The 22888-nt window shown below is 60.4% G+C and carries 27 protein-coding genes and 1 pseudogene; 10 read left to right on the top strand and 18 right to left on the bottom strand.

Going from position 1 to position 22888, the window contains the following annotated elements:
• Positions 1-106: 106 nt before the first annotated feature.
• The 3 genes and pseudogenes from NKJ73_RS21465 to NKJ73_RS21455 all read right to left on the bottom strand — a co-directional run bounded on the left by NKJ73_RS21465 (position 107) and on the right by NKJ73_RS21455 (position 1296).
• Positions 107-454, bottom strand: coding sequence for a hypothetical protein (locus NKJ73_RS21465; RefSeq protein ID WP_352455639.1), 348 nt, complete (start codon positions 452-454; stop codon positions 107-109).
• A pseudogene (locus tag NKJ73_RS21460) lies at positions 417-688 on the bottom strand (thioredoxin domain-containing protein); the annotation flags it as partial. The gene NKJ73_RS21465 and the pseudogene NKJ73_RS21460, both read right to left, overlap by 38 nt.
• Positions 689-849: 161 nt before the next feature.
• Positions 850-1296 carry a pyridoxamine 5'-phosphate oxidase family protein gene (locus tag NKJ73_RS21455; RefSeq protein ID WP_352455549.1) on the bottom strand — a complete coding sequence of 149 codons (447 nt, stop codon included), beginning with the start codon at positions 1294-1296 and terminating at the stop codon, positions 850-852.
• Positions 1297-1570: 274 nt separating this feature from the next.
• Here NKJ73_RS21455 and NKJ73_RS21450 point away from each other — a divergent pair, with 274 nt between their 5' ends.
• Positions 1571-1795, top strand: coding sequence for a hypothetical protein (locus NKJ73_RS21450; RefSeq protein WP_352455550.1), 225 nt, complete (start codon positions 1571-1573; stop codon positions 1793-1795).
• Here NKJ73_RS21450 and fixJ read toward each other — a convergent pair.
• The 3 genes from fixJ to NKJ73_RS21435 form a co-directional block, all read right to left on the bottom strand.
• Positions 1792-2406 carry a response regulator FixJ gene (gene fixJ, locus NKJ73_RS21445; RefSeq protein WP_352455551.1) on the bottom strand — a complete coding sequence of 205 codons (615 nt, stop codon included), beginning with the start codon at positions 2404-2406 and terminating at the stop codon, positions 1792-1794. The genes NKJ73_RS21450 and fixJ overlap by 4 nt on opposite strands.
• Positions 2396-3883 (bottom strand): PAS domain S-box protein, encoded by a 1488-nt coding sequence (locus NKJ73_RS21440; RefSeq protein WP_352455629.1) that lies wholly within the window; start codon positions 3881-3883, stop codon positions 2396-2398. Before NKJ73_RS21440 ends, fixJ begins: the two co-directional genes overlap by 11 nt.
• 410 nt (positions 3884-4293) lie before the next feature.
• On the bottom strand, positions 4294-4515 hold the full coding sequence (locus NKJ73_RS21435) for a hypothetical protein (RefSeq protein ID WP_352455552.1): 222 nt from the start codon (positions 4513-4515) through the stop codon (positions 4294-4296).
• A 353-nt stretch (positions 4516-4868) separates the two neighbouring features.
• Between NKJ73_RS21435 and NKJ73_RS21430 the strand changes: the two genes are divergently transcribed.
• From NKJ73_RS21430 to NKJ73_RS21410, 5 genes are all read left to right on the top strand, one after another.
• Complete coding sequence (locus NKJ73_RS21430) at positions 4869-5138, top strand: DUF6455 family protein (protein WP_352455553.1); 270 nt, start codon at positions 4869-4871, stop codon at positions 5136-5138.
• Positions 5139-5510: 372 nt separating this feature from the next.
• Positions 5511-5981 (top strand): group III truncated hemoglobin, encoded by a 471-nt coding sequence (locus NKJ73_RS21425; protein ID WP_352455554.1) that lies wholly within the window; start codon positions 5511-5513, stop codon positions 5979-5981.
• 55 nt (positions 5982-6036) lie between these two features.
• Positions 6037-6495 (top strand): RrF2 family transcriptional regulator, encoded by a 459-nt coding sequence (locus NKJ73_RS21420; RefSeq protein ID WP_352455555.1) that lies wholly within the window; start codon positions 6037-6039, stop codon positions 6493-6495.
• Positions 6496-6560: 65 nt separating this feature from the next.
• Positions 6561-6704 carry a hypothetical protein gene (locus tag NKJ73_RS21415; protein WP_352455556.1) on the top strand — a complete coding sequence of 48 codons (144 nt, stop codon included), beginning with the start codon at positions 6561-6563 and terminating at the stop codon, positions 6702-6704.
• Between the two features lie 133 nt (positions 6705-6837).
• Positions 6838-7023, top strand: a complete 186-nt coding sequence (locus NKJ73_RS21410) for a DUF1858 domain-containing protein (RefSeq protein WP_352455630.1) — start codon at positions 6838-6840, stop codon at positions 7021-7023.
• Positions 7024-7027: 4 nt separating this feature from the next.
• Here NKJ73_RS21410 and NKJ73_RS21405 read toward each other — a convergent pair whose 3' ends face one another.
• Positions 7028-7729: a Crp/Fnr family transcriptional regulator gene (locus NKJ73_RS21405; protein WP_352570954.1), complete on the bottom strand. Its 702-nt coding sequence runs from the start codon at positions 7727-7729 to the stop codon at positions 7028-7030.
• Between the two features lie 151 nt (positions 7730-7880).
• Between NKJ73_RS21405 and NKJ73_RS21400 the strand changes: the two genes are divergently transcribed.
• Together NKJ73_RS21400 and NKJ73_RS21395 are read left to right on the top strand one after the other, a co-directional pair.
• Positions 7881-8318, top strand: a complete 438-nt coding sequence (locus NKJ73_RS21400; RefSeq protein ID WP_352570953.1) for a pseudoazurin — start codon at positions 7881-7883, stop codon at positions 8316-8318.
• A 102-nt stretch (positions 8319-8420) separates the two neighbouring features.
• Entirely contained in the window at positions 8421-9596 is a 1176-nt protein-coding gene (locus tag NKJ73_RS21395; RefSeq protein WP_352455559.1) for an NnrS family protein, read from the top strand.
• Positions 9597-9654: 58 nt separating this feature from the next.
• Here the strand turns inward: NKJ73_RS21395 and NKJ73_RS21390 are convergent, their stop codons facing one another.
• From NKJ73_RS21390 to ccoN, 10 genes are all read right to left on the bottom strand, one after another.
• Positions 9655-10536 (bottom strand): SUMF1/EgtB/PvdO family nonheme iron enzyme, encoded by an 882-nt coding sequence (locus NKJ73_RS21390; protein ID WP_502903571.1) that lies wholly within the window; start codon positions 10534-10536, stop codon positions 9655-9657.
• 39 nt (positions 10537-10575) lie between these two features.
• Positions 10576-11682 carry a copper-containing nitrite reductase gene (gene nirK / locus NKJ73_RS21385; protein WP_352570952.1) on the bottom strand — a complete coding sequence of 369 codons (1107 nt, stop codon included), beginning with the start codon at positions 11680-11682 and terminating at the stop codon, positions 10576-10578.
• 207 nt (positions 11683-11889) lie between these two features.
• Positions 11890-12045 carry a cbb3-type cytochrome oxidase assembly protein CcoS gene (gene ccoS, locus NKJ73_RS21380; protein WP_352455561.1) on the bottom strand — a complete coding sequence of 52 codons (156 nt, stop codon included), beginning with the start codon at positions 12043-12045 and terminating at the stop codon, positions 11890-11892.
• Complete coding sequence (locus NKJ73_RS21375) at positions 12042-14330, bottom strand: heavy metal translocating P-type ATPase (RefSeq protein WP_352455562.1); 2289 nt, start codon at positions 14328-14330, stop codon at positions 12042-12044. The genes ccoS and NKJ73_RS21375 overlap by 4 nt, the downstream gene beginning before the upstream one ends.
• A complete protein-coding gene (locus NKJ73_RS21370; RefSeq protein WP_352455563.1) occupies positions 14327-14824 on the bottom strand; it encodes a FixH family protein in 498 nt (165 codons plus the stop codon). The genes NKJ73_RS21375 and NKJ73_RS21370 overlap by 4 nt, the downstream gene beginning before the upstream one ends.
• Positions 14821-16380: a cytochrome c oxidase accessory protein CcoG gene (ccoG, locus tag NKJ73_RS21365; protein WP_352455564.1), complete on the bottom strand. Its 1560-nt coding sequence runs from the start codon at positions 16378-16380 to the stop codon at positions 14821-14823. Before ccoG ends, NKJ73_RS21370 begins: the two co-directional genes overlap by 4 nt.
• 217 nt (positions 16381-16597) lie before the next feature.
• Positions 16598-17461, bottom strand: a complete 864-nt coding sequence (ccoP, locus tag NKJ73_RS21360; RefSeq protein ID WP_352455565.1) for a cytochrome-c oxidase, cbb3-type subunit III — start codon at positions 17459-17461, stop codon at positions 16598-16600.
• Between the two features lie 2 nt (positions 17462-17463).
• Positions 17464-17613, bottom strand: a complete 150-nt coding sequence (locus tag NKJ73_RS21355) for a cbb3-type cytochrome c oxidase subunit 3 (protein ID WP_352455566.1) — start codon at positions 17611-17613, stop codon at positions 17464-17466.
• A 12-nt stretch (positions 17614-17625) separates the two neighbouring features.
• Positions 17626-18357, bottom strand: a complete 732-nt coding sequence (ccoO, locus tag NKJ73_RS21350; protein ID WP_352455567.1) for a cytochrome-c oxidase, cbb3-type subunit II — start codon at positions 18355-18357, stop codon at positions 17626-17628.
• Positions 18358-18368: 11 nt separating this feature from the next.
• Positions 18369-19979 (bottom strand): cytochrome-c oxidase, cbb3-type subunit I, encoded by a 1611-nt coding sequence (gene ccoN / locus NKJ73_RS21345; RefSeq protein WP_352455568.1) that lies wholly within the window; start codon positions 19977-19979, stop codon positions 18369-18371.
• Positions 19980-20231: 252 nt separating this feature from the next.
• Between ccoN and NKJ73_RS21340 the strand changes: the two genes are divergently transcribed.
• The gene (locus NKJ73_RS21340) at positions 20232-20648 is read left to right on the top strand and encodes a hemerythrin domain-containing protein (RefSeq protein WP_352455632.1); all 417 of its coding nucleotides are present in this window, start codon (positions 20232-20234) and stop codon (positions 20646-20648) included.
• On the opposite strand, the gene NKJ73_RS21335 is transcribed toward NKJ73_RS21340, so the two are convergent.
• Positions 20645-21373, bottom strand: a complete 729-nt coding sequence (locus NKJ73_RS21335; protein WP_352455569.1) for a Crp/Fnr family transcriptional regulator — start codon at positions 21371-21373, stop codon at positions 20645-20647. The two genes, NKJ73_RS21340 and NKJ73_RS21335, sit on opposite strands and share 4 nt — an antisense overlap.
• Positions 21374-21528: 155 nt before the next feature.
• Here NKJ73_RS21335 and hemN point away from each other — a divergent pair, with 155 nt between their 5' ends.
• The gene (hemN, locus tag NKJ73_RS21330; RefSeq protein ID WP_352455570.1) at positions 21529-22878 is read left to right on the top strand and encodes an oxygen-independent coproporphyrinogen III oxidase; all 1350 of its coding nucleotides are present in this window, start codon (positions 21529-21531) and stop codon (positions 22876-22878) included.
• Positions 22879-22888 lie beyond the last annotated feature (10 nt).

Below are 22888 nucleotides of genomic sequence, written 5' to 3'. Positions count from 1 at the left end.
TCAGGCTTGCAATCGCGGCGAGGCCCATTGCTGCGGCAGCGGCGAAGAAGGCGGCGCCTTCCAGCCCGGGGAACCCCGAACAGCAGGCCGGCGGCCGCGGAGTCCACTAACGCCCGAGGCTGACCGCTGCCGACTCGATGCCGAGTTCCATACCTTGGCGTCGTGCACTGATGCGCGACACCCAGTAGGCGGGCAGCGGGCTGATCACGCCGGCCGAAGCCGAAACAACGGAAACCGCAAACAGCATTTCTGTGAGCCCGGCAAGTATCGGCACAACCGCCAGACCCATCGCCATCACCAGGAAGGCAGGAGCCACAAGCAGCCTCGCCGCTGCCGGGCTGACGAGCGGCGAGAAGACAAGTCCCTGGACCGCGAACATGACAACGCTACATGTTGCGAACATGAGGCCGAGCGCGGCGAACATGCGGTTCCAGTTCGTTTGCTGCGGCTTCATATGCGGGCGCCATCATCTTGCAGGGCCCGCACCATGGCGCCCAGACATCCACGACAACGGGAAGGGTGCCTCGCTTGAGCTGACGATCGAACGTTCGTGCATCGACGTCCTCGGGGTGGCCTGAGAACAGCTTTTTCCCGCACTTTCCGCATTTTGCGTTTTTGGCATCGCGCGCTGGCGGCAGTCGATTGATTCCGCGCATTTGCTGCACACCACCAGATTTTCCTGCGCCATCGCCCTTCACCACTGGTATACATGCGCCACAGAGTGCCTATCCCCAAGCTGGCTCGGACTTCCAATGTTTTTTTGCGCGATGGACGAATTGGCGTGAAAACGGATTGCACGGCACAATCCACAGCGGCTGTGCGCCCGCGCTGTTCGGAACGGGAAGCACGCTATTCCTTTGCTTCCCGACCCGATGCCTGCTTGATAACGATCCTGAAGAAAACATGCGGAGTGCTGTCCGAAACAGGAGGCGTAACCGGCTTCAGAGCGCCAGGCTCCCACCAGTCGACGTGCTTGCTCAACACCGACCACGCATGGTCGCGCTGAACTTTGTAGCCGATCCGATCAGGCAGTTCTTCATAGACACCATCGACAACCACGCTTCTCCATGCCCGCCCTTGGCCGCGTTCGTCGACCTGGACGCACACCAGCGGATTGGCACGCATCCAGTCGACCTTTTTGCCCCGCATGGAAAATGCATAGAGGTGATTGTCGGCGTGGGCATAGTAGAATGGCACGACGTAGGGGTGTCCATCCTTAGCGCATGCCAAGTGGCCGACCCGGTTGGCCGTCAGCAATTTTGTACATTCCAAAGCAGAAAGCGTGCGGATCAGCATCGGCGCGATCTCCTGTTTTTCGTGACAGCACGGTGTCGCCGGTGCTCCATCGACTCTGGTATTCGGCATCGCGGATCGTAGCCCTGCCGCCAGGGAGGTCATTGATCACGATCAAGGAGTCGGTCGGCCGACAGATGAATCGACAACCATGGCTAGGCCCGCCGGGGACTCGCATGGCGGCCCACGTCAGTGTCAGCGTCCATACCGGAGTGGGGATTTGGAAAATGATCCAGATCAAGGCGGGGCCTGCTGCTCCCACCCATCATAGGGGATGATGTGGAAGCCGATCTCAAGCGCTCCGTTCGATCGTGAGCTGGAACTGGCCGTCCTCGACGAGGACGGCGAACATGCGCTTGTCTTTCCTTGCATCAAGGAGCGGGAAGGCTGGAAGAACGCCGCCACCCGCGCACGCATCGACGTTCACCCGACCCACTGGCGAGACTGGGTGCCGGATGCGATCCCGGCAAACAACCACAGGTCTCTTACTGACTCGCTTTAACGTTTGGACTCCACAACCAAAGCCATGCGCACGAGATGCGACAGACTGCTCGCGGCCATCTTGCTCATGACATTGGCGCGATGGATCTCGACCGTGCGCGGGCTGATGCCGAGGTCATAGGCAATCGTCTTGTTCGGCAGGCCGGACACAAGGCCGTCCAGCACTTGTCGCTCCCGCTCCGACAGGGCCGCCAGACGACCACGGATTTCCACGCCTTGTGGGTGTGTCGCCTCCGTCCGATTGCGACTGTCCAATGCGGAGCGGATCGCTTCGATCAGCACCTCGTCGTCAAACGGCTTTTCGATGAAGTCGGCGGCACCTTCCTTCATCGCCTGAACAGCGAGGGCCACATCGGCATGACCCGTCATGACGATGACCGGAAGCGTATGCCCGCGGCTCCGGAGCTGTCGCAGGAACTCGATGCCGTCAATGCCCGGCATGCGCACATCGGTCACAATGCAGCCGTCGAGATTGCCCGTGGCCGTAGCCAGAAAAGCTGTCGCCGATTCGTACAGGCGCACGGCGAAATCAGCCGTCGCCAAGAGAAAACCAAGCGATTTGCGAACGTCGACGTCGTCGTCGACCACGTGCACCAGATGGTTACCGGTCATCGGCGACCTCTTCCTTCTCCACGATGCGCAAGGTGAACCGGAACGCGGTTCCTCCAGTCGGTATTGCCTCGGCCCAGATGTGGCCACCATGCGACTCAACGATGGTACGGCAAATAGAGAGGCCGACGCCCATGCCCTGTTTCTTGGTGGTGACAAATGGCTGGAAAAGCTGGGCGGAGACTTCCGGCGCGAGACCAGTGCCGGTGTCGATCACGCTTACCTCTGCCATGCCGTCGTCACGGGCCGCGGTTATGACTTGCAACTCGCGGCGTGGCACGCCTTGCATGGCTTCTATCGCGTTGCGCATCAAGTTGAGCAGAACCTGCTGAATCTGGATGCGGTCGGTCAAGACCAGTTCGGCGGCGGGATCAAGGTTGTAGCTGACGCGGACATCTATTTCTCTTGCGCCGACCAGGGCCAGTGACGAGGCTTCCTTGATAATCGCCGGCAGCCGTTCGACCTGGCGCTCGCTCTCGCCTCTTGCGACGAAGTCCCGAAGGTGGCGAATGACGTCTCCGGCCCTCAAGGCCTGTTCCGCTGCCTTTTCGACGGCCTCCCTCAGCATCGGCGCGTTATCTTCCATGCTTTTTTCGAGAAGCCGCCGGCTGCCTTTAAGGTAGTTCGTAATGGCGGTGAGCGGCTGGTTGATCTCGTGGGCAAGTGTCGAGGCCATTTCGCCGAGCGCAGTAAACCGCGCCATGTGGAGAAGCTCCAGCTGCTGCTCCTGTATTCTTGCCTCCGCCCGGTGGCGTTCGGTCAAGTCGCGGCAGAAGCCGGTAAAGAAGCGCCCGGTTCCCGGATGCATCTCGCCGACAGAGAGTTCCATCGGAAAGGTCGAGCCGTCCTTGCGCATTCCAGTGACGATGCGACCGAGCCCGATGATCCGGCGCTCCCCTGTCGCCAAATAGCGGTGAAGATAGGCATCATGCTCTTCGCGGTAGGGCGACGGCATCAGCAGATTGACATTCTGGCCGATGACTTCGCTGGACTGGTAGCCGAACAGCGTTTCGGCAGCCGTGCTAAAGGATTGAATACGGCCTTGTTCGTCGATGACCACCATTGCATCGGGCACTGTCGCCAGGATCGAACGCAAATGATCTTCGCGCAGTCGAAGTGCGGCGTTTGCATAGGAGAGTTCGCTGACGTCGGTGCCTTCGACGAAGATCGCAGTGATGCGACCATCGTCAGCCTTGATGGGCTGATATACGAAATCGAGGATGCGTTCATCGACCGGCTCGCCGTCCTTGTTGCGAAGGGCGACCTTCACGCCTTGACCTCTGTAGGGCTTGCCCGTTTCGTATACTTGGTCCAGCAGTTCATAGAATCCTTGGCCTTCGAGCTCGGGCAGGGCCTCGCGTACCGACCTTCCTATCACTTGCCTGTGGCCAATCAGACGTTGATAGGCGGCATTGGTCAGCTCGAAGACATGACCCGGCTCACGCATCAAGGTCATGAAACCAGGGGCCTGCTCGAACATCTGGGAGAGCCGGTCGTGTTCGGCCGCGACCCGCCCTTCGGCGCGAACGCCGGTCGACAGGTCACGTGTTTGTTTGTCGTCCAAATCAAGTCCTTTGATCAGGGAACCCGCAACGCAGTCTAACTATCATTCATCGCTCTTTCTGCACACGCAAAAACCGGCGTAGTCAGAGGTTCGGGATCCGGTGAGTAGTGTCATTTGACACGCATCAAGGCGTCGAGTGCCGGCGGATGCACTTCATCATAGCATCCAAACGCTCCAGCGAAAGCCGACCACAAATGTGCTACAAGTCAATTATTTAAATCTTGCCGTAGATGCACCTCCTGCAGCCATGGTGAAGTTGGGGATCGAGCCTGCGGAACGGTTCGGGGCTCACCTTATCGGCCTGGCGGCTGCAGACGTCCCGCAGCTCATCGCGGCCGGCGACGGCATGGTTGGTCCATGAAGGTGAAATCATGCAGTTTCAGCGAACGGAAATTGGAAAGCGGCTCGCCGAACTGGGTGCCGAATTCGACACTCGGCACCGGCCGGCCAGTCCTGGTCACCGCAAGCAATGTCGAACATGTCATTGCAAAAACCGTGCTGGCTGCCTGGAAAGACACCGGCAGCGCGGCGAGCGATAGCCGATGCATTCCCTTTTCTGGCCAAGGCCAAATGAAGTCCTGTCGCTGCAATCGGTACTAAACGCGACGAAAGCATCTATGACAGCCTCGCGGACGTCCCCGTCTTTCTCGAGCACCACGGCATCACGCATGCGGTCATAGCCGCCTGCGGGAATAGGCGTTCGGCGGCGTCACGCGTACGCTGATCGAAGAGAGCAGCATCAACCGCTTCATGTTGTATTAGCCGCCGGTCGCATCAGGACCTTCACGCCCGTCGCTTGAGTCACGCACGATATCGCCACGAGGGAGACGCCTGTTGACCGAGATCAATGCAGCGGTCGCCGATATCGCAATGATCTGCCAGAAAACGGGAGCGAAACGACATGAGTTTTCTCGACTACTTGATTTCAGTTGACGCCAGGACCGCCTTGATGAGCCGCATGATGCAGAAGCTCGGCGTCGACAAATATTTGAAGATCGTTCCGGACCATATTGCCGTCACCAATCGAGCGGTCGACCGGTGTCGCTCCTGCGGGCACCAGGATGAATGCTCGACTTGGCTTGATGAACACCAGCAAGCTGATGATCCGCCAGACTATTGCCGTAACCGCGACCTGATCGCACGGCTGCAGCACGCAGCCGGCCAACGATAGAGCGGTCGTGCAGGCATACCGCAGATCGCGTCACCAAGGCCGCGTGCTGCAGCTCCTCGATTTCCTGGGCGGTCATTGCTCGCCCAATGTTTCGCACCTGCTGGCTGATGGCGTTCCGGCGGACACCGCCCGCGAATGCCTGCAACTCCACTCTCATTAAACAGCCGACCGGCCCTCTAGCCACGAGCTGCCCGCCAATAAGATATATTGACAATGTTTCTTTAAGGCGCGATTCCGACCCATACCGACGAAGGTCTCCTTTGAAGCCAATGCATCAATCGTCATCGTGGACGCGACTTCACTCGGTGCGTTGCGGAGCTGTTTGAGTGTGGGAATTATTTTGAGGTCTTTGGGTCTTCGAAAACCAAGAGCATGCACATGATTGCGAATGGTCGGAGCAACAAAACGATCGTCATCGGTGGTACCCCGTTGCCAGACGTGCTTGACGAGGCCATGATCCGTCTTGTGGTTGACGGCTTTTATGATGAGATTCGCCGCGACGACCTTCTCGGCCCCATCTTTCATAACGCTATCCATCCTGAGGCTTGGCCGCGCCATCTGGCTAAGATGTGCGACTTCTGGTCCGCTACGCTGCTCCGGTCGTCCCGTTATGAGGGCCGTCCATTACCGCCACACCTGGCGATCTCCGGCCTTGGAGTGGCGCATTTCCGGCGTTGGCTAAAGCTGTTTCGCGCAACGGTGCGCCGTGTTTGCCCACCCGAGGTTGCGGCGCTGTTCATGGACCGCGCACTGCGCATAGCTCACAGCTTCCGTCTCGCGGTCGCCTTCAGCCGTGGCGAGACTACGATGGGCATAGAACCGATCGTCGAGAAGGACCTGTGATGCGGGGTTGGATTGTAAGTGGCTCCTGTACCAGAATTGCGAAGAGGAACCGTTAGTGCGGTTGACCAATTTCTCGGACTACGCCTTGAGGATGCTAATGTACGCGGCCTCTGCCGGTGATCGCCTGATCACGATCGAGGAGGTGGCACGCACGTTCAAGGTATCCAAAACGCACCTCAACAAGGTCGCCAACACCCTGACTCGCGGCGGTTACTTGAAAGCGGTCCGCGGTCGCTCCGGTGGGCTAGCCCTCGGGCGGAGCCCCGAGATGATCCGGATCGGCGACGTGGTACGGCTGACGGAGCCAGATTTCGCGCTTGTGGAGTGCTTCGGGACCGGAAATCAGTGCGTGCTCACCGGCCGCTGCAAACTTTCAGGAATGTTCGGCGACGCGATGGCCTCCTTCCAGAACACCCTTGATCGTTACACGCTGGCCGACGTCGCATTGATGCCCCAGGACTTTGTCGGCGGGCTGCCTGCATACGAAGCTTCGGCGTACGATAAGCATGGGTAAGGCCTCGATCGACAATTCAACCACAACGCCGCGCGGTTCGCGTCTGCCGGCCCGTGGAGACAAGCATGACTGACCCAGACAAAAATGACACACCGGTGGCCAACCAATTCGAGTCGGGCGTCGACCTGAACAACACGCTGCTCCCTATGCTGATCGGCGGGCTTGTTCTGATTGTCATCGGTGCAATTATGGTCATGACGTTTGTCTAGCTTTTCCTAGCCAAACGGCAATGCTCATCAAAGTTGCGAAAGCGCAAAGAAGGCGGCCTGAGAGGAATCTATTAAGACGCTTCGCAATGGCGGAGACTTCATCGTGAAGGAGCTCAGTTCGTTCAATTCCGACATGGTCGTCGACGAGATCATGAGAAAATGGCCGGCAACGGTGGCTGTCGTGCTGAGATACAGGATGCTTTGCGTCGGTTGTCCAATCGGTACCTTCCATACGGTCGCTGAGGCGTGCCGAGAGCATCAGACCAATGAGACCGCCTTCCTGGTGGATTTGGAATCGGCTGTTCGAGCGCGCAGGTGATAAATCAGCGCTTGGTTCGACTCCCTGAGAGGACCACAAGCCGGTGCGCGTCCTTGACAGTGACTTTCTGGCGTCCGCTGGCAATTATCCCATTCTCTTCCCATTTGCTGAGCAGCCGGCTGACCGTGTGCAGTGTCGTCCCCGTCATTTCGGCAATGTCCTGCCTCGAGATCGGAAAGTCGATTTCGATGCCGCTGTCGGTCTTCCGACCAGTCTGATTTGCCAGTCGCAGCAGCGCGTGAGCAACGCGCTGCTCCACCTGTTCAGTGGACATCTCCACAACCCGCGTCTGGGTTTCTTGCAGCCTGTTTCCGACTGTCCGGTAGGTGGTCGCCCCAAACGCAGGAAACCGCTTCGCCAGTTCCGGCCATAGCGCGTTGGGCCAGGCCAACACCACGCAGTCCACCGCCGCGACTGCGCTGGCGGGGTAAGTCGTCCGGCCAAGGGCTGCGGCGACGCCAAAGATCTCGCCTTCGCTGATGTATCTAGCGATGACCTGCTGTCCATCCGGCGTGGTGCGAACCACGCGGATGTGCCCGGCGATCAGCACGAAGAAGGAATGGGCATCGGCTTCCTGCGCGAAGATCGTCGTCTCCTTGGCATAGCGAGACGACCGCGCATCTCGCAGGATCTCGCTCTGCTCGTCGGGCGTCAGTCCCTGGAAGAGCGGCAGCCGCGATATCAGCGATCGGTCTAGCGCAGCCAAGCGGATCCCTCACAGCCCTCTGGTTCCGCATCAGTCATGCGGGAGACCTTTCTACTCCGAGTTTGCGCCAGCGCAAATTCTGCCGGGGCTTGTCAGGCTAAAAGGCATGGAACGGCCAAATGCCGTGACGACGAAACAAAAGGACGAACCGATGAAACTCACCATTCTCGCCGCCGCAATCTCCATCCTCGCGCTGGCCGGCGGCGCAAGCGCGGAAGAGCATGTGGTGCAAATGCTCAACAAGGGCGAAAAGGGCGCAATGGTTTTCCAGCCGGCCTTCGTCAAGGCAGTACCCGGCGATACCGTCAAGTTCGTGCCGACCGACAAGAGCCATGACGCAGAGTCGATCAAGGGCATGCTTCCGGATGGCGCTGAGCCTTTCAAGGGAAAGCCCAGCGAGGAGATCACCGTCACACTCACCCAGGAAGGTGTGTATGGCGTCAAATGCGCGCCGCACTACGGCATGGGCATGGTCGCGCTGATCGTTGTCGGCAAGCCGGTCAATCTCGATACCGCCAAAGCGGTCAAGCATCCCGGGAAGGCAAAGACAGTGTTCGCCGACCTGTTCACCCAGATCCCGGCCAACTGACAGCATTCGATACAGCCATGCCCGCCACATAAAGCGCGGGCGCGGGCCGGACGGACCGAGGGCGGCGGTTCATCCGGCCCTGTTCATTTGGAGACGCAAATCATGGGGATTCCACGCCTGCGGGCCTACACCGGGCCCGCATTTCTTTCCTACGGATTCAGGCCGTTCTTCTTCCTTGGGTCGCTGTATGCGGCGCTCTCCATTCTGCTTTGGCTGCCGATGTATGCCGGCGAACTCAATGCCCACAGTGCGTTCGTTCCCGTCGACTGGCACATTCACGAGATGCTGTTCGGCTATCTGTCGGCGATCGTTACCGGGTTCTTGCTGACCGCCATTCCCAACTGGACCGGCCGGCTGCCTGTGCAAGGCCTGCCGCTGCTGGCGCTGGTGGTCCTGTGGCTTGCCGGCCGTGTCGCTGTCTTTGTCTCGGCGGATATCGGCTGGGAAGCAGCCGCCGTGATCGATGGCTCATTTCTGCTTGCGGTTGCTGCCGCGGCGGCCCGCGAGATCGTCGCAGGACGGAACTGGCGCAACCTGAAAGTACTGCTGCCGCTTGCCGTCCTGGCTGGCGCCAACGGCACGTTCCATATCGAGGCGCATCGCCAAGGCACATCGGACATCAGCCGCAGGCTCGGCATGGCCGCGGCGATCATGCTCATCTCGCTAATTGGCGGGCGCATCATTCCGAGCTTCACCCGCAACTGGCTCGTCCGCGAAAATCCTGGCCGGCTGCCTGCTCCGTTCGACCGTTTTGACATGGCATCGATAGCCATCTCAGCCATCGCGCTGGGAGCATGGACGTTCGCGCCCGACAACAGCGCCTCAGGAATGCTCCTGGCGGCCGCTGCAATCAGCCAGGCGTGGCGCTTGTCGCGGTGGGCCGGCGAGCGCACCTTGCGGGATCCGCTGGTGCTCGTACTCCATCTCGCATATGCCTTCGTGCCGGTCGGTCTCGCCCTTGTCTCGGTGTCGATCTTCTTCCCCGATGCCGTGCCGGCGGCGGCGGGACTCCACGCACTCGGAACTGGCGCGGTCGGCGCGATGACGCTTGCCGTGATGACCCGCGCAACGCTCGGTCACACCGGGCGAGAGCTCAAGGCTGGAAAAGGCGCCTCGTTCATTTTTGGAGCCGTCCTCCTCGCAGGATCATTGAGAATCCTGGCTGCCTTCGTCCCCTATGACATAGTGATCGACATGGCCGGCACCGCATGGGTGGCGGCATTTGCCGGCTTCATTCTGATCTATGGAAGTGCGTTGATGAGGCCAAAGGTGCGGTGAGGCGGCGGGGAGAGCAGGCGACCGTCGAAACGCGAATGGAAAAGCCGCTTCTGATTTGTCAGGCAATGCCGAGGTAGCCGACGATACGGTTCGCCCACCCCCGATGGTCCCGGACCAGCCTGAAACCCAGATTGTCGGGAGGCGTGCCAACGGCACAGCCGCCGCTTTTTCCGTCGCTGACGAAGTTCGACATGTAGGCTCTGTGAAGCCCTTCAAGGACGTGGACGCCGCAATTGTCGACCGAACTCGCAACGCCGCTTCCATCCGCAGCCAATGTGGTGCGGACATAGCAAGTCGAAGTCCACTCCCAGACATTGCCGGAAAAGTCGGCGAGGCCCAGGGAATTGAAACCAAAAGAGCCGCGGCTCTTGGGCAACGGGTCCGGTTTGCGATCGAGGTCCACCTCGGCCTTGTAGCTGGTGAGCCAGCGTCTGGCGGGGTTGTTGGCATCGTTTTCGACACCCTCAAATTCCCCTGCGAACCGCTCCGCCGCGGCAAACGCCCATTCTTCGTCGGATGGCAGCCGCCATTGGTCGCCCGTCACTTGCGAATACCACCGGGCGTAGGCATTGGCATCGAGATAGCTCACTCCAGTTACGGGAGCGTTGCTTGGGATCGCGCGCGTCTCCTGTGCCGGCTGACAGCTTCCTGCCGACACGCAGTCTGCATAGTCGGCCGTGCTGATCTGGTAGGCCATGATTTCGAGAGGTCTGTTGAGTTGCCGCTTGAGGCGGGGATTGGCTTGCGGGCGTCCCTCCATCAGGAACTCCCCTGGCGTCGGATAGGTGATCGAACCGGAAAGCAAGGTAATCGTCATAGCGATGGGGTGAGGTTGTCGATCCCCGAAGACCGTCTGTATCGAGAGCCCTGCCGGAACGGCAGCGGCGACCAGGGCGACCGGAAGAACCTTGAGGATCAATGGAGACATCGCTTTGTCCATGCCCGGACAGCATCGCTGTCCGGGCAAATTGGAGTGCCGTCAGTTGGTGGCGAGGGGTGTCGGCGCCTCGACCTGCGTCATCAGGTCGTCATTCCATTCGCCCTCGACCATAAAGTGAGCGGTCGCACCGAGTTCCACGGCCTCGATCAGATTGTGATTGACATAGGCGTAGACGCCGGGCTGCAGGAACGTGTAGAGCGCCGACCCCGCGGAGCCGCCACGGATGAACCAGGTTTCTAGATCCTTGGCAGGCGGATTGGCGAATTTGCCCTGTTCCCAGACATAGTCGCCGTGGCCACCGATCAGATGCGGTCGCGTATCGCGGTTGGCCTGCGAATGGACGATCAACACGGTCTCGCCGACCTTCGCCTTCATCGCATTGTCGCCGGTCAGCGAACCGACCTTGCCATTGAACACCACATGCGTCGGGATCAGCCCGCGCATGACCTTGACGATGTCGTCGTAACCGTCGCCGGCCGATTCGTAGGTCTTGAAGTTGCCCTTCTCGTCGCGCGGAATATAGAAGTCGTTCTCGCCGATGTAGAAGATCTTGTCGTACTTTACCGGTTCGCCCTTGTCGTTCCTGAGCCCATCGCGCGGCAGGATCATGATGGCGCCGCTCATGCCGGAGACGACATGCCATGGGATCATCGCGCCGCCAGGTGCGCAGTGATAGACGAACGTACCCGTTCGGGTTGCCTTGAAGCGCAAGGTCACCTGCTCGCCGGGATTGATCAGCGTCAGGGCGCCGCCGCCCAGCGCGCCGGTTGCGGCGTGGAAATCGATGTTGTGAGCGAGTGAGTTGGTGTCGGGATTGATGAGCGTCAGTTCGACATAGTCGTCCTGATGCACGACCATCAGAGGGCCAGGAATCGAGCCGTTATAGGTCATCGCATTGAGCGTCGTGCCGTCGGCATCGATGACGACGGGCTTTTCCGCGATGGTCATGGTGAACTCGACGATTTTCGGTCCACCCGTGGCGATCTGATCGTGCGGATGCACAAAGGGCGGTGCCACGAGCTCGATCTTTTCGCGGGCGAGCCCTCGAATGTCCGTCTTTGTCACCGTTGCCGAAAATACCGGCAGTGCCGCCACGGTGGCAGCGCCAATCGCTGCTCCGAAAAGGGCGTCGCGTCGCGTGATCATGTCAGTCTCCTATCTCTCAACCGTTGCGGATGAGCAGAAGGTATCTGGCCTGACGCAGCGTTTCTTTGCGCTGGCGCAAATTGGTGGCGTTCAGTGTTAGGCAGCAACAACCCCGGAAACAGCAATCGTGCGCGGCATAGTCGCAGTGGGGAAGGGGGTGGGAGCGGTTGGCTGCACCGGCGCTGTTTGTCAGCCCTCGGCCCTGGATCAGCGCTCCAGTCTGTCTTCCCGATCGATAAGGATCCGCTCGGCAGCTCCGTCAAGATCTTCGTACTGGCCACTCCTCAAGGCCCACAGGAAGCCCCCCAGGCCAAGCGCACCAAGGAACAGGGCGACAGGGATGAGGTAGGCAAGGGTGGTCATGAGGATTGGGCCAGTTTGCTGCTGTCGGACAGCCTGTCGCGCCGGACATCTTTCGCCGGCGAATCTGGCATAGAACCTCGCAGACGCAGCGCATTTCCGATGACAAGCAGGGAAGACGCGGACATCGCGATCGCAGCGATAAGAGGGGTGACGTGCCCCAGGATCGCGATCGGCACGGCGACGGCATTGTAGACGATGGCGATCGTGATGTTCTGGCGAATCAAGCTTCCCGCCTTGCGCGAGACGTCCAGCGCGAGGGGGATTGCCAGAAGGCTTTCGCGCAGGAATACGAAATCCGCCGCATTGCGGCCAATGTCGGCGGCCGTGGCCGGCGCGAACGAAACATGCGCCGCGCTCAGCGCAGGCGTGTCGTTCAAGCCGTCGCCAACCATCAGAACCCGGTGTCCCTCTTTCGCCAGGGTTTCGATGCATTCGACCTTGCCGGACGGCAGCAGGCACGGAACGAAATCGCCGATACCCAGCATTTTCGAGATTTCGCTGCAGGCGCCCGCGCTATCGCCCGACAGCATCTGAACCGACATCCCGGCATCGTTCAATCGCTCGATCGCCGCCCTGGCGTCGGCACGCAACGCATCCTCGAAATTGAAGGTCGCGACAACGATCCCGTCTTTCGTCAGGACCGTCCCGCCATAGCCATGTTTGCCTTCGCCGCCGGTGCGGGCCTTCCATCCAGCCCATCCGCGTCTGCCCAGCCGCCAGATACTTCCGACGTCAGTTGCTTCGATACCGAACCCCGGATGCTCGGTGACGGCATCGAATTTGTGCTGCCCGCCGCCAGCGGCAAGGCCGGCCATGGCCTTTGAAAAGGGATGACGCGAATGCGCGGCCATGTCGGCCGCAATCGTCAGCATGGCCGGATCGATCGAGGCCGCATTGACGAGACGGGGCTGGCCGAGCGTGAGCGTGCCGGTCTTGTCGAACACCGCTGCATCAATCGTTGCCAGGCGCTCCATGGCCGAACCGTCCTTGACCATGATGCCGTTCTCGAACAGCCGCCGCGCGGCGACCACCTGGACGATCGGCACGGCGAGCCCGAGCGCGCACGGACATGTGATAATCAAAACGGCGATGGCGATGGTTATCGCCCGATGCCAGTCGCCGGTTGCCGCCATCCAGCCAAGGAATGTCACGAAGGCGGTGAGATGAACAACTGGAGCATAGAGTGCTGAAACGCGATCGGCGATGCGGCGGTAATGTGCGCGACCGCCCTCGGCGGCTTCCATCAGCCGAACCATTTCCGCCAGGAACGAATCCTTCGCGGCGGCTGTCGCCTCGATGGTCAGCGGGCCGGTAAGGTTGAGCACGCCGGCCTGGACGGCATCGTTTGGAGCCACGCTTCTGGGCGTGCTCTCTCCCGAAACCAGCGAGCAGTCGACGTCCGATGTCCCACGCGTGATCTTGCCGTCGACGGGGATCCTTTCGCCGGCCGCTATCAGCAACAGCATGCCCGGTTCGATCTCGCCAACCGGCAGATAGTCGCGTGCGCCACCGTCGCGCAGCACCATGGCGCCACGCGCGGCCAGTTGTGACAGGCCTTTCACGGCGGTGCGGGCGCGTGCGCGCATCACGTGATCCAGCGTGCGGCCGATCAACAGGAAGAACAGCAGAGACACCGACGCGTCGAAATAGGCGTGGTCGCCATGGGTGATCGTCTCATAGAGGCTCATCGCATAGGCCAGCGACACGCCGACCGCGATCGGCACGTCCATGTTCATGCGGCCGTGACGCAAGGCATTCCAGGCCGACTTGAAGAAGATGCCGCCGGCGAAGGCGAGTGCGGGGATGGCGATCAGTGCCGAGACCCAGTGGAACAGGTCGCGGGTCGCGCCCTCGGCACCGGACCAGACCGAAACCGACAGCAGCATGATGTTGCCCGCCGCAAATCCGGCGACAGCGACGGCGCGGATAAGCTCCGAAAGCGTTTTGTCCTTTTCACCAATCTCGGGTTCGAACAAATGCGCCTGGTAACCCAGCCGCCCCAGCAAGGCGACGAATGGTGGGGCCTCGTCCCCGCGCCACCGGACCGAGACCCGCTTCGTTGACAGGTTGACGCGAGCGGCCTCGACGTGATCGAGTTTTGCCATCGCCGTCTCGATTGTCTGCATGCAGGCTGCGCAATGAACCGTCGGAACTGAAAGATCGGTCTGGCTAAGGCCATCGCCAAGCGACCGGCTCGCCAGCTTGATCTCTTCGCTTGACGGCAGGTCGGATGTAGCGTTGCCCAGATCCAGCGCCATTTCCGCGCCCGGTGCACAGCAGCTCATTTCAGCGCTCCATCGGAGATCATGATCCTGCGCACGTCGCGGAAAGGCCTTGCCAGACCGGCATCGGCGTCGATTTCGACGATCCACACACCGTCCCTTGGCATGTGCTGCACTGCAAACTCCTGGCCCGAGGCGGCGGCGAGCGTGATGGACTCATCTTCTTTCTCGTAAGCGGGATGGCGAAACAGCACTTTGACGCCATGCAAGGGAACCGCCTTGCCGGCGTCGTCGGTGACGCCATAGCGGACTTCGCCCCATGCAATGGTCAACTTGCCGGTCCAGCCGAGGGCTGCCTGCGCGCGCCCTTCCTCGGCCTTCCTGTTGAATTGCTGGCTCGCCACATAGGTGTTTTCGACGACAAGGCCGGTCCAGCTTGTGTTGGCGAGCGTCGCCATGGTCAGGTTGACCGTGATCACCACGCCGAAAAAGGCAAGGATGATAGCCAACATGTGCCTGCCGGTGAATTCGCGGGATTTTCGCGTGGTGGCGCTCATCTGGCGGTCTCCGGTGCGTTGAAGGTGGCGGTGTATTCGCTGGACTCGAAACTCGCGTTGTCCTCGACCCGGAGTGTGAAGGTCTGCGCTACGCCATGGATCTGATCAGCAGGCAGGCGCACGAAAACCTTCAACATCTTCAGCCGGTCGGGTTCGACCGGGATCGCAAAAGAGCGATCGGCGGGGAGGTCGACACCGACGATGCTCATCTCTGCGCCTGGCAAGCCTCCAATGGTGACGATAATCGTTCTTGGTTCGGGGATCATGTTCAGCAGCTTGACGGTATAGCCATTGCGGATCGAGCCGTCGGACAGCGTCACGAATTGTGGATTGCGGTCGTGCAAAACATTGATCTCGAGCCGGTCGCGCGTCAGCAGCGAAAAGAGCAGACCCAGGCCGATCAGCGACCACATGGCCATGTAGACATAGGTGCGTGGCCGAAAGATCTTGCGGACATGGAAATGCGCCACCCTGTCCGAAAACAGGCCGTCAGCGGTCCTGACCGATGACGGATTGACCGAACAGGCGCCGCCCGCGGTCGCCAGCATCATGTTGGCATTGTAGTCGGAGAGTGTCGCGTAGGAGATCAAGCCGCGCTCCTTGCCGAGCTTGTCCATGACGCCGTCGCAGGCGTCGATGCAGAGCGCACAGGTGATGCATTCGAGCTGCTGGCCATCGCGAATGTCGATCCCCATCGGGCAGACAGCCACGCAGGCGTTACAGTCGACGCAATCGCCGACTGACTGTCCGGCGGCCTGGACCTTCTTGGTGTGACGCGTGCGCGGTTCGCCGCGCCAGTCATTGTACGTGACGGTGAGCGAACTTTCGTCGAGCATGGCCGCCTGGATGCGCGGCCATGGGCACATATAGGTGCAGACCTGCTCGCGCATCAGCCCGCCGAACGTATAGGTCGTCGCTGTGAGCACAGCGACGGTGATGTAGGCGACAGGCGCTGCCGTGCCGGTGAAGAGTTCGACGAGCAAGGTCGGCGCATCGGCGAAATAGAAGATCCAGGCGCCGCCGGTCGCTGCACCTATGATCAGCCAGATGGCGTGTTTCGACATTCTCAGCGCGAGCTTGCGGGCGGTCCAAGGCCCGGCATCGAGCTTCATGCGCGCGTTGCGGTCGCCCTCGATAGCTCGCTCGACGACTAGGAACAGATCGACCCACACGGTCTGCGGACACGTATAGCCGCACCAGGCACGACCGACAGTCGACGTAACCAGGAAAAGACCGACGCCGGCCATGACCAGAAGGCCGGCCACATAGTAGAATTCCTGCGGCCATATCTCGATGAAGAAGAAGTAGAAACGCCGGTTGGCGACATCGAGCAGCACGGCCTGGTCAGGGGCAAACGGGCCGCGGTCCCACCGCAGCCAAGGTGTCAGATAGTAGATACCAAGCGTGACCGCCATTGCCAGCCATTTGAATCGGCGAAAGCTGCCCGAGGCCCGCTTCGGGAAGATCTTCTTGCGCGCGGCATACATCGGCTGTCGCACTTTGGCCGAGTTGACCGCCTCGGCTTCGAGCCGTTCTACCTGCGTATTGTCCAGCACTGGTTTCTCCCGTCGCGCAGCTTTGATTTCGCCGGGCAAATGTTCTGACTGGGCACAGGCAGGTCAGCGAAATACAGCGTCGAGCGGATTTTGCTGCCGACTGGATTGCGCCGCGTTGATGCAGGTCAATCGCCTGGCCCACGGAAAACAAATCGAGCCCCGGCAGAGCCGGGCCTCGTCGCTTCGGCGGTGAGGGCCGGAGAATAGGCCCCCGTACCTATTCTCCACCGCCTAGCGAATGCACGTAGACCGCCAGCTCCTTGATCCTGGTTTCGCCCAGGCGCGCCCCCCAGGCCGGCATCACGCCTTGTTTCGGCGCTGTGACCTGGGCGGCAATGGCCGTTTCGCCCGATCCGTAGAGCCAGATGGCATCGGTTAGATCAGGAGCGCCGAGCTCCTTGTTGCCCTTTGCGTTGTCGCCGTGACAAGCAACGCAGTTTTCCGCAAAAACCTTGGCACCGGGCGCCACCAAAGATTCGTGGCTGACGGTTTCGGACAGGCCGGCAATATAGGCGCTGACCTGTTTGATCTGGTCGGCAGTGATAATGTCGCCAAAAGCTGGCATTTCCGAAAGCCGCGTATCCGGATCGGATGCGAAGCGGATACCATGCGTGACCGTCTGCTGGATCTGATCCGCCTTGCCGCCCCACAGCCAGTCGTCGTCATTGAGGTTGGGGAAGCCCTTGGAGCCCTGGGCGCCGGAGCCATGACATTGCACGCAATTGACCTTGAACGCGGCGCCACCAGCGGCGATCGCGAATTCGCGCAAACCATCGTCCGCCGCGATCTCCGAAACACTCTTCGATTCTATCGCCGCGACATATTTGCCCTTCGCCGCTTCAGCCACCGATAGCTCGTTCTTGACTTCGTTGCGGCTCGAATAGCCGAGCACGCCCGTTGTTGCCGAATGCAGCAAAGGCCATGCCGGATAGGCGATGGTGTATCCGATTGCCCAGACAATGGTGGCGTAGAAGGTTACGACCCACCAGCGCGGAAGCGGGTTGTTCAGCTCCCGAATGCCATCCCATTCGTGGCCGGTGGTCGAAATGCCAGAGATTTCATCGATGTGCTCGTCGCTCATGATCACTCGTCCTCAAGGGGAATCCGGGCAGCTTCGTCGGCCAGCTTGCGGCTGCCGGGGCGCAGGGCGAAGGCAATTGCGCCGACAAAGAAAAGCGCCATGGCGACCAGGCCCCAGCTGTCGGCAAACTCTCGCATCACACTGTAATCCATAAATAAAACTCCTCAGCGATAGCCGGCGGCTTCGTCGTAGTTCTTGAAGTCGACCAGTGTGCCGAGCATCTGGAGATAGGCGACGAGGGCATCCATCTCGGTGACCCGTTGCGGGTTGCCGTCGAAGTCGCCGATCTTGGCTCTGGGGTAGCGGGCCTCGAGGCCGGATGTGTCGGCGTTGGGATCAGCCTGCGCCATCAAGTCGGCGTTGGCGTGTGCGATCATGTCGTCGCCGTAGGGGACACCGACACGGCTGTTGGCGACCAGATGCGTCGAGAAATCCTTCACCTCGATCGGCGTGTCTTTCAGGAACGCATAGCTCGGCATGATTGATTCAGGCACCACCGAACGAGGATCCGTAAGGTGCTCGACATGCCATTGATTGGAATAGCGGTCGCCAACCCTGGCGAGGTCCGGTCCGGTGCGCTTCGATCCCCATTGGAAAGGATGATCGTACATCGACTCGGCCGCCAGACTGTAGTGACCATAGCGCTCGACCTCGTCGCGGAACGGTCTGATCATCTGGCTATGGCAGAGGTAGCAACCCTCGCGCACATAGATGTTGCGCCCGACAAGTTCGAGCGGCGAGTAAGGGCGCATGCCCTCGACCTTCTCGATCGTGTTGTCGAGATAGAAGAGCGGTGCGATCTCGACGATGCCGCCGACAGTCACCACAAGAAGAGAGCCGATGAGAAGAAGCGTGGCGTTCTTCTCAATGAGCGCGTGTTTGTCCATTAAGCCCATTGTCTGGCTCCTTATTCGGCAGGCTGCAGGACGGGCAGGGAGCCCGGCATCGGCTCTTCCTCGCGCTGGTAGCCGAGGATGGTCATGGCGATGTTCCAGGCCATTATCAGGGCGCCGGAGAGGTACATGGCCCCGCCGATGGCGCGCATGACATAGTAGGGGTGCATGGCGGCCACGGTTTCGGCAAAGGAGTAGACCAGGAAGCCCTGCTCGTCGTATTCGCGCCACATCAGGCCCTGCATGATGCCGGACACCCACATGACGGCCGCGTAGACGACGATGCCGAGCGTCGCCAGCCAGAAGTGCCAGGTGACGAGCCGCAGCGAATAGAGACGTTGGCGGTTCCAAAGCTTCGGCACCATGTAATAGATCGCGCCGAACGAGATCATGCCGACCCAGCCGAGTGCGCCCGAATGGACGTGCCCGATGGTCCAGTCGGTATAGTGCGACAGCGAATTGACCGTCTTGATCGACATCATCGGACCTTCAAAGGTCGACATGCCGTAGAAGGCGATGGCCATCACCATCATGCGGATGATCGGATCGGTGCGCAGCTTGTCCCAGGCGCCCGACAGCGTCATCAGGCCGTTGATCATGCCGCCCCATGACGGCATCCACAGCATGATCGAGAACACCATGCCGAGTGTCTGCGCCCAGTCGGGCAGGGCGGTGTAGTGCAGGTGATGGGGGCCGGCCCAGATGTATAGAAAGATGATCGCCCAAAAATGGACGATCGACAGCCGGTAGGAATAGACCGGCCGGTTCGCCTGCTTGGGCACGAAGTAATACATCATGCCGAGGAAGCCGGCGGTGAGGAAAAAGCCGACGGCGTTGTGGCCGTACCACCATTGCGTCAGGGCGTCCTGGACGCCGGAAAAGGCGGAGTAGCTCTTGGAACCCAGGAATGAGGCCGGCATCGACAGGTTGTTGACCACATGCAGCATCGCGATGGTGACGATGAAGGACAGGTAAAACCAGTTGGCGACGTAGATATGCGGCTCCTTGCGCTTCAGGATCGTGCCGAGGAACAGGATGAGATAGGCGACCCAGACGATGGTCAGCCAGATGTCCACATACCATTCGGGTTCGGCGTATTCGCGGCTCTCGGTGATGCCCAGCAGATAGCCGGTCGCCGCCATGACGACGAAGAGCTGGTAGCCCCAAAACACGAACCAACCGAGATCGCCGCCGAACAGCCGAGCGCGGCAGGTGCGCTGGACGACATACAGGGACGTGCAGAGCAGCGCATTGCCGCCGAAGGCGAAGACGACGCCCGACGTATGCAATGGCCGTAAACGGCCGAAGTTAAACCAGGGCTGAATGTTGAGATCGGGGTAGGCAAGCTGCAGCGCAATGACGACGCCGACCAGCATACCGACGACACCCCAGAACATGGTGGCGATGGCGCCATAGCGGATTGGCCCATCCATATAGGCGGACGGGTCGATCGGAGCAGCCACTTCGAAATTCGTGTTGCGGATGAGGATGGCGACAAAGCCGAGCAGCACAAAAAACAGTACCCACATATGCTGCCGGAATGGCTCGTCCACACCGAACCCGGCTGCCACAAGGGCCGCAAATGTGAACAGGCCCAAGGCGAAGATTTGCGTGCCGAACTTCATGACCTGTCCCCGACCTCGGATTGGGATGCGCGGATACCAATCCGCTTGACACCAATTCAGCAGTCGCGTCGTCGCTGCCTTGATCCATGTCAAAGCCATTTGCTTTTGGATTGGGCAGCTTCCAACTCGCAAACTATCAGGAGGCTTTCATTGGACGGGGAGAACGAGCGGAAATCGTCGCTGTTTGAAGCCCGCCGCGAGATTTCCATGCCGGTCGCACGGTTCGATCGAGAGTTCCTCCCTGGCGCTGTGATGAAACGTGCCCATGGGGAAAAGCTGCGGCTCTGTGACGCCTTGGAAAAGATCGCCGATACGTTACCGGCCGCAGATCGCCTGACCTGTATTGGCGTGGCCAACGCGATCGTTCCGCTGTTGCGCAACATTCACCAATACGAGGAGACGGTTATCTTTCCGGCCTACGAGGCTGCTTTGACTGGCAGCGATGCCAACCTTGCTTCAACTCGTCGATTGCGCGCAGAACACGTCGAGGACGAATGCTTTGCCGGCGAGGTGACTGAAATCCTGCTGGCGATCGGCCATGGCGAGACAGTCGAGAATGGCGAGGCTGTCGGCTTCATGCTGCGCGGCTTATTCGAAAGCTTGCGCCGGCATATCGCCTTCGAACGCGAGCACGTCTTGCCGATGATCGGGGTCGTCGATGCCGGTTAGGCGCCGGACCGTCGCTGCAGCCGGCTCATGTTCTCCACCGTCACGTGCCGGTTGTTGTCGATCCGGATTACGCTGTCTGTTCTCAGCCTGGTCAGTTGGCGGCTGACCGTCTCGATCGTCAAGCCGAGAAAATCGGCGATGTCGGCGCGCGTCAGCGGTAGGTCAAAGCTTGTCGACTGGGCCGCCGGGGCAAGCGTGGGATCGATGTTCCTGGCGATCATCAGGAGAAAGCTCGCCACCTTTTCCGCAGCACTCTTGCGCCCCAGCGTCACCATCCAGTCTCGTGCTTCGTCTAGTTCATTGAGCGTCTGCTTGAAGAGACGATGCTCTAGCTGTGGCGATTCCTTCATCATGCGTTCGATGGCGGCTTTTGGAAACGAACACAGGGAAACGGTCGTTGCGGCTTCGGCGTTGATCGCGCTTTCCAGCTTGAAGGGCCTGCCCAGGAAATCGGGGGCGAACTGGAGGCCGACAATCTGCTGGCGTCCGTCCGACAGGCTCTTTGTGAGCTTCACCACGCCGGAAAGCACGTTCGAATAACGGTCGACGGTCTCGGTGTCACCAATCAGTTCTGCGCCCGGTTCAACGGTATGCTTCGATGAGGTCTTGGCGAGGCCCACCAGTTGATCGGGATCGAGCGCGCCGCAGACGCCATGGTGGCGCGCTTCGCATGATCGGCAAAGCACTGGAATGCCGGCGCTGTGAATATCCTGACGCACTGTCATCATGATCGTCCGAGGACCCAAAGTGCCGGCAAGATAGCATCGGCGGCAGGAAAATCCTTGCGGCAGTTTGTCCACCGCGGACTTTGACCGAAATCAAGGCTGCCGGCCAGTAATGTGGTCAACGTCGGGCCATGCAAAGTGGAGCGGATAGAGACGTGCGGCCAGAATTAGTTGCCAGACTTGGTGAGAACGTGCCGCGCTATACGAGCTACCCGACAGCGCCGCATTTCAATGCAAGCGTCGATGCTGCCGTTTGTCGGGGCTGGCTGCAGGCGCTCGACGAGGGCCACGAGATATCGCTCTATCTGCACATCCCGTACTGCGACAAGCTTTGCTGGTTCTGTGCCTGCCATACCAAGCAGACACGCCACTACGAACCGGTGACCACATATCTTCGCTCACTGCATGCCGAGATCGCCACCGTCGCCGGTCTTGTCGCAGGCAAGGGCCGCGTGCGTGCCGTCCATTTCGGCGGCGGTTCGCCAACGATGCTCAAACCGGAGGATCTGGTGGCGCTGGGAACCGCCCTGCGCAACAGCTTGACCTTTCTTCCCGGCGCCAAGATCAGCGTCGAAATCGAACCCAATGATATGGACGATGCCCGCCTCGACGCACTCGCCGAAATCGGCATGACCCGTGCGAGCCTCGGCGTCCAGGATTTTGACCCGAAGGTGCAAAAGGCAATTAACCGCGAGCAGAGCTTTTTGCAGACCAAAGCGGTAGTCGACGGCGTTCGTTCGCGCGGCGTCGAATCGGTCAATCTGGACCTGCTCTACGGCTTGCCACACCAGACCAGGGAGAGTGTCTCCTCCACCGTCGCGCAGGCACTGACCCTGGAACCGGACCGGATAGCGCTTTTTGGCTACGCCCATGTGCCGTGGTTCAAGAAACATCAGACGATGATCGACGAGGCATGGCTGCCGGGTCCGGCAGAGCGGTTTGCTCAATCGCAACTTGCGGCGCGGGCGATCGTGGACCAGGGATACGAAGCAATCGGGCTCGACCATTTCGCCAAACCGGGCGATGCCCTCGCGCTTGCCGCCCGCGCCGGAACACTGCACCGGAACTTCCAGGGCTATACCGAGGATCGCTGCGAGACCTTGATCGGCCTTGGCCCGTCATCCATCAGCCAGTTTCGCCAGGGCTATGCACAGAACATGCCTTCGACCGCCGAGTATGGACGCATGGTTGCTGATGGCGGGCTGGCCGCTGTTCGGGGTATCGCGCTTTCCGACGACGACCGTGTTCGCGGCTGGATCATCGAGCGATTGATGTGTGACTTCGCCTTCTCGGCGATTGAGCTGGTGGAGCGCTTTGGCGAAGCCGGCCAAAGACTTCTCCTCAAGGCGAGTTCCACGGCTCTTCATGGTCCTGCGCGGCTGCTTGAACTTGATGGTGACCTCTTCGTCGTGCCGGCGGAAAGCCGGCCCTTTGTCAGAAGCATCGCGGCGAAGTTCGATAAATATTTCGAAACCGGTACAGCCAGGCATTCCGTAGCGGTCTGAACGATCGCCC

It is taken from the genome of Mesorhizobium sp. M0074 (assembly GCF_040322975.1).
Classification (GTDB): Bacteria; Pseudomonadota; Alphaproteobacteria; order Rhizobiales; family Rhizobiaceae; genus Mesorhizobium.
Note: the sequence above shows the minus strand (reverse complement) of the source record. Positions and strands in the feature narration are given on the sequence as shown.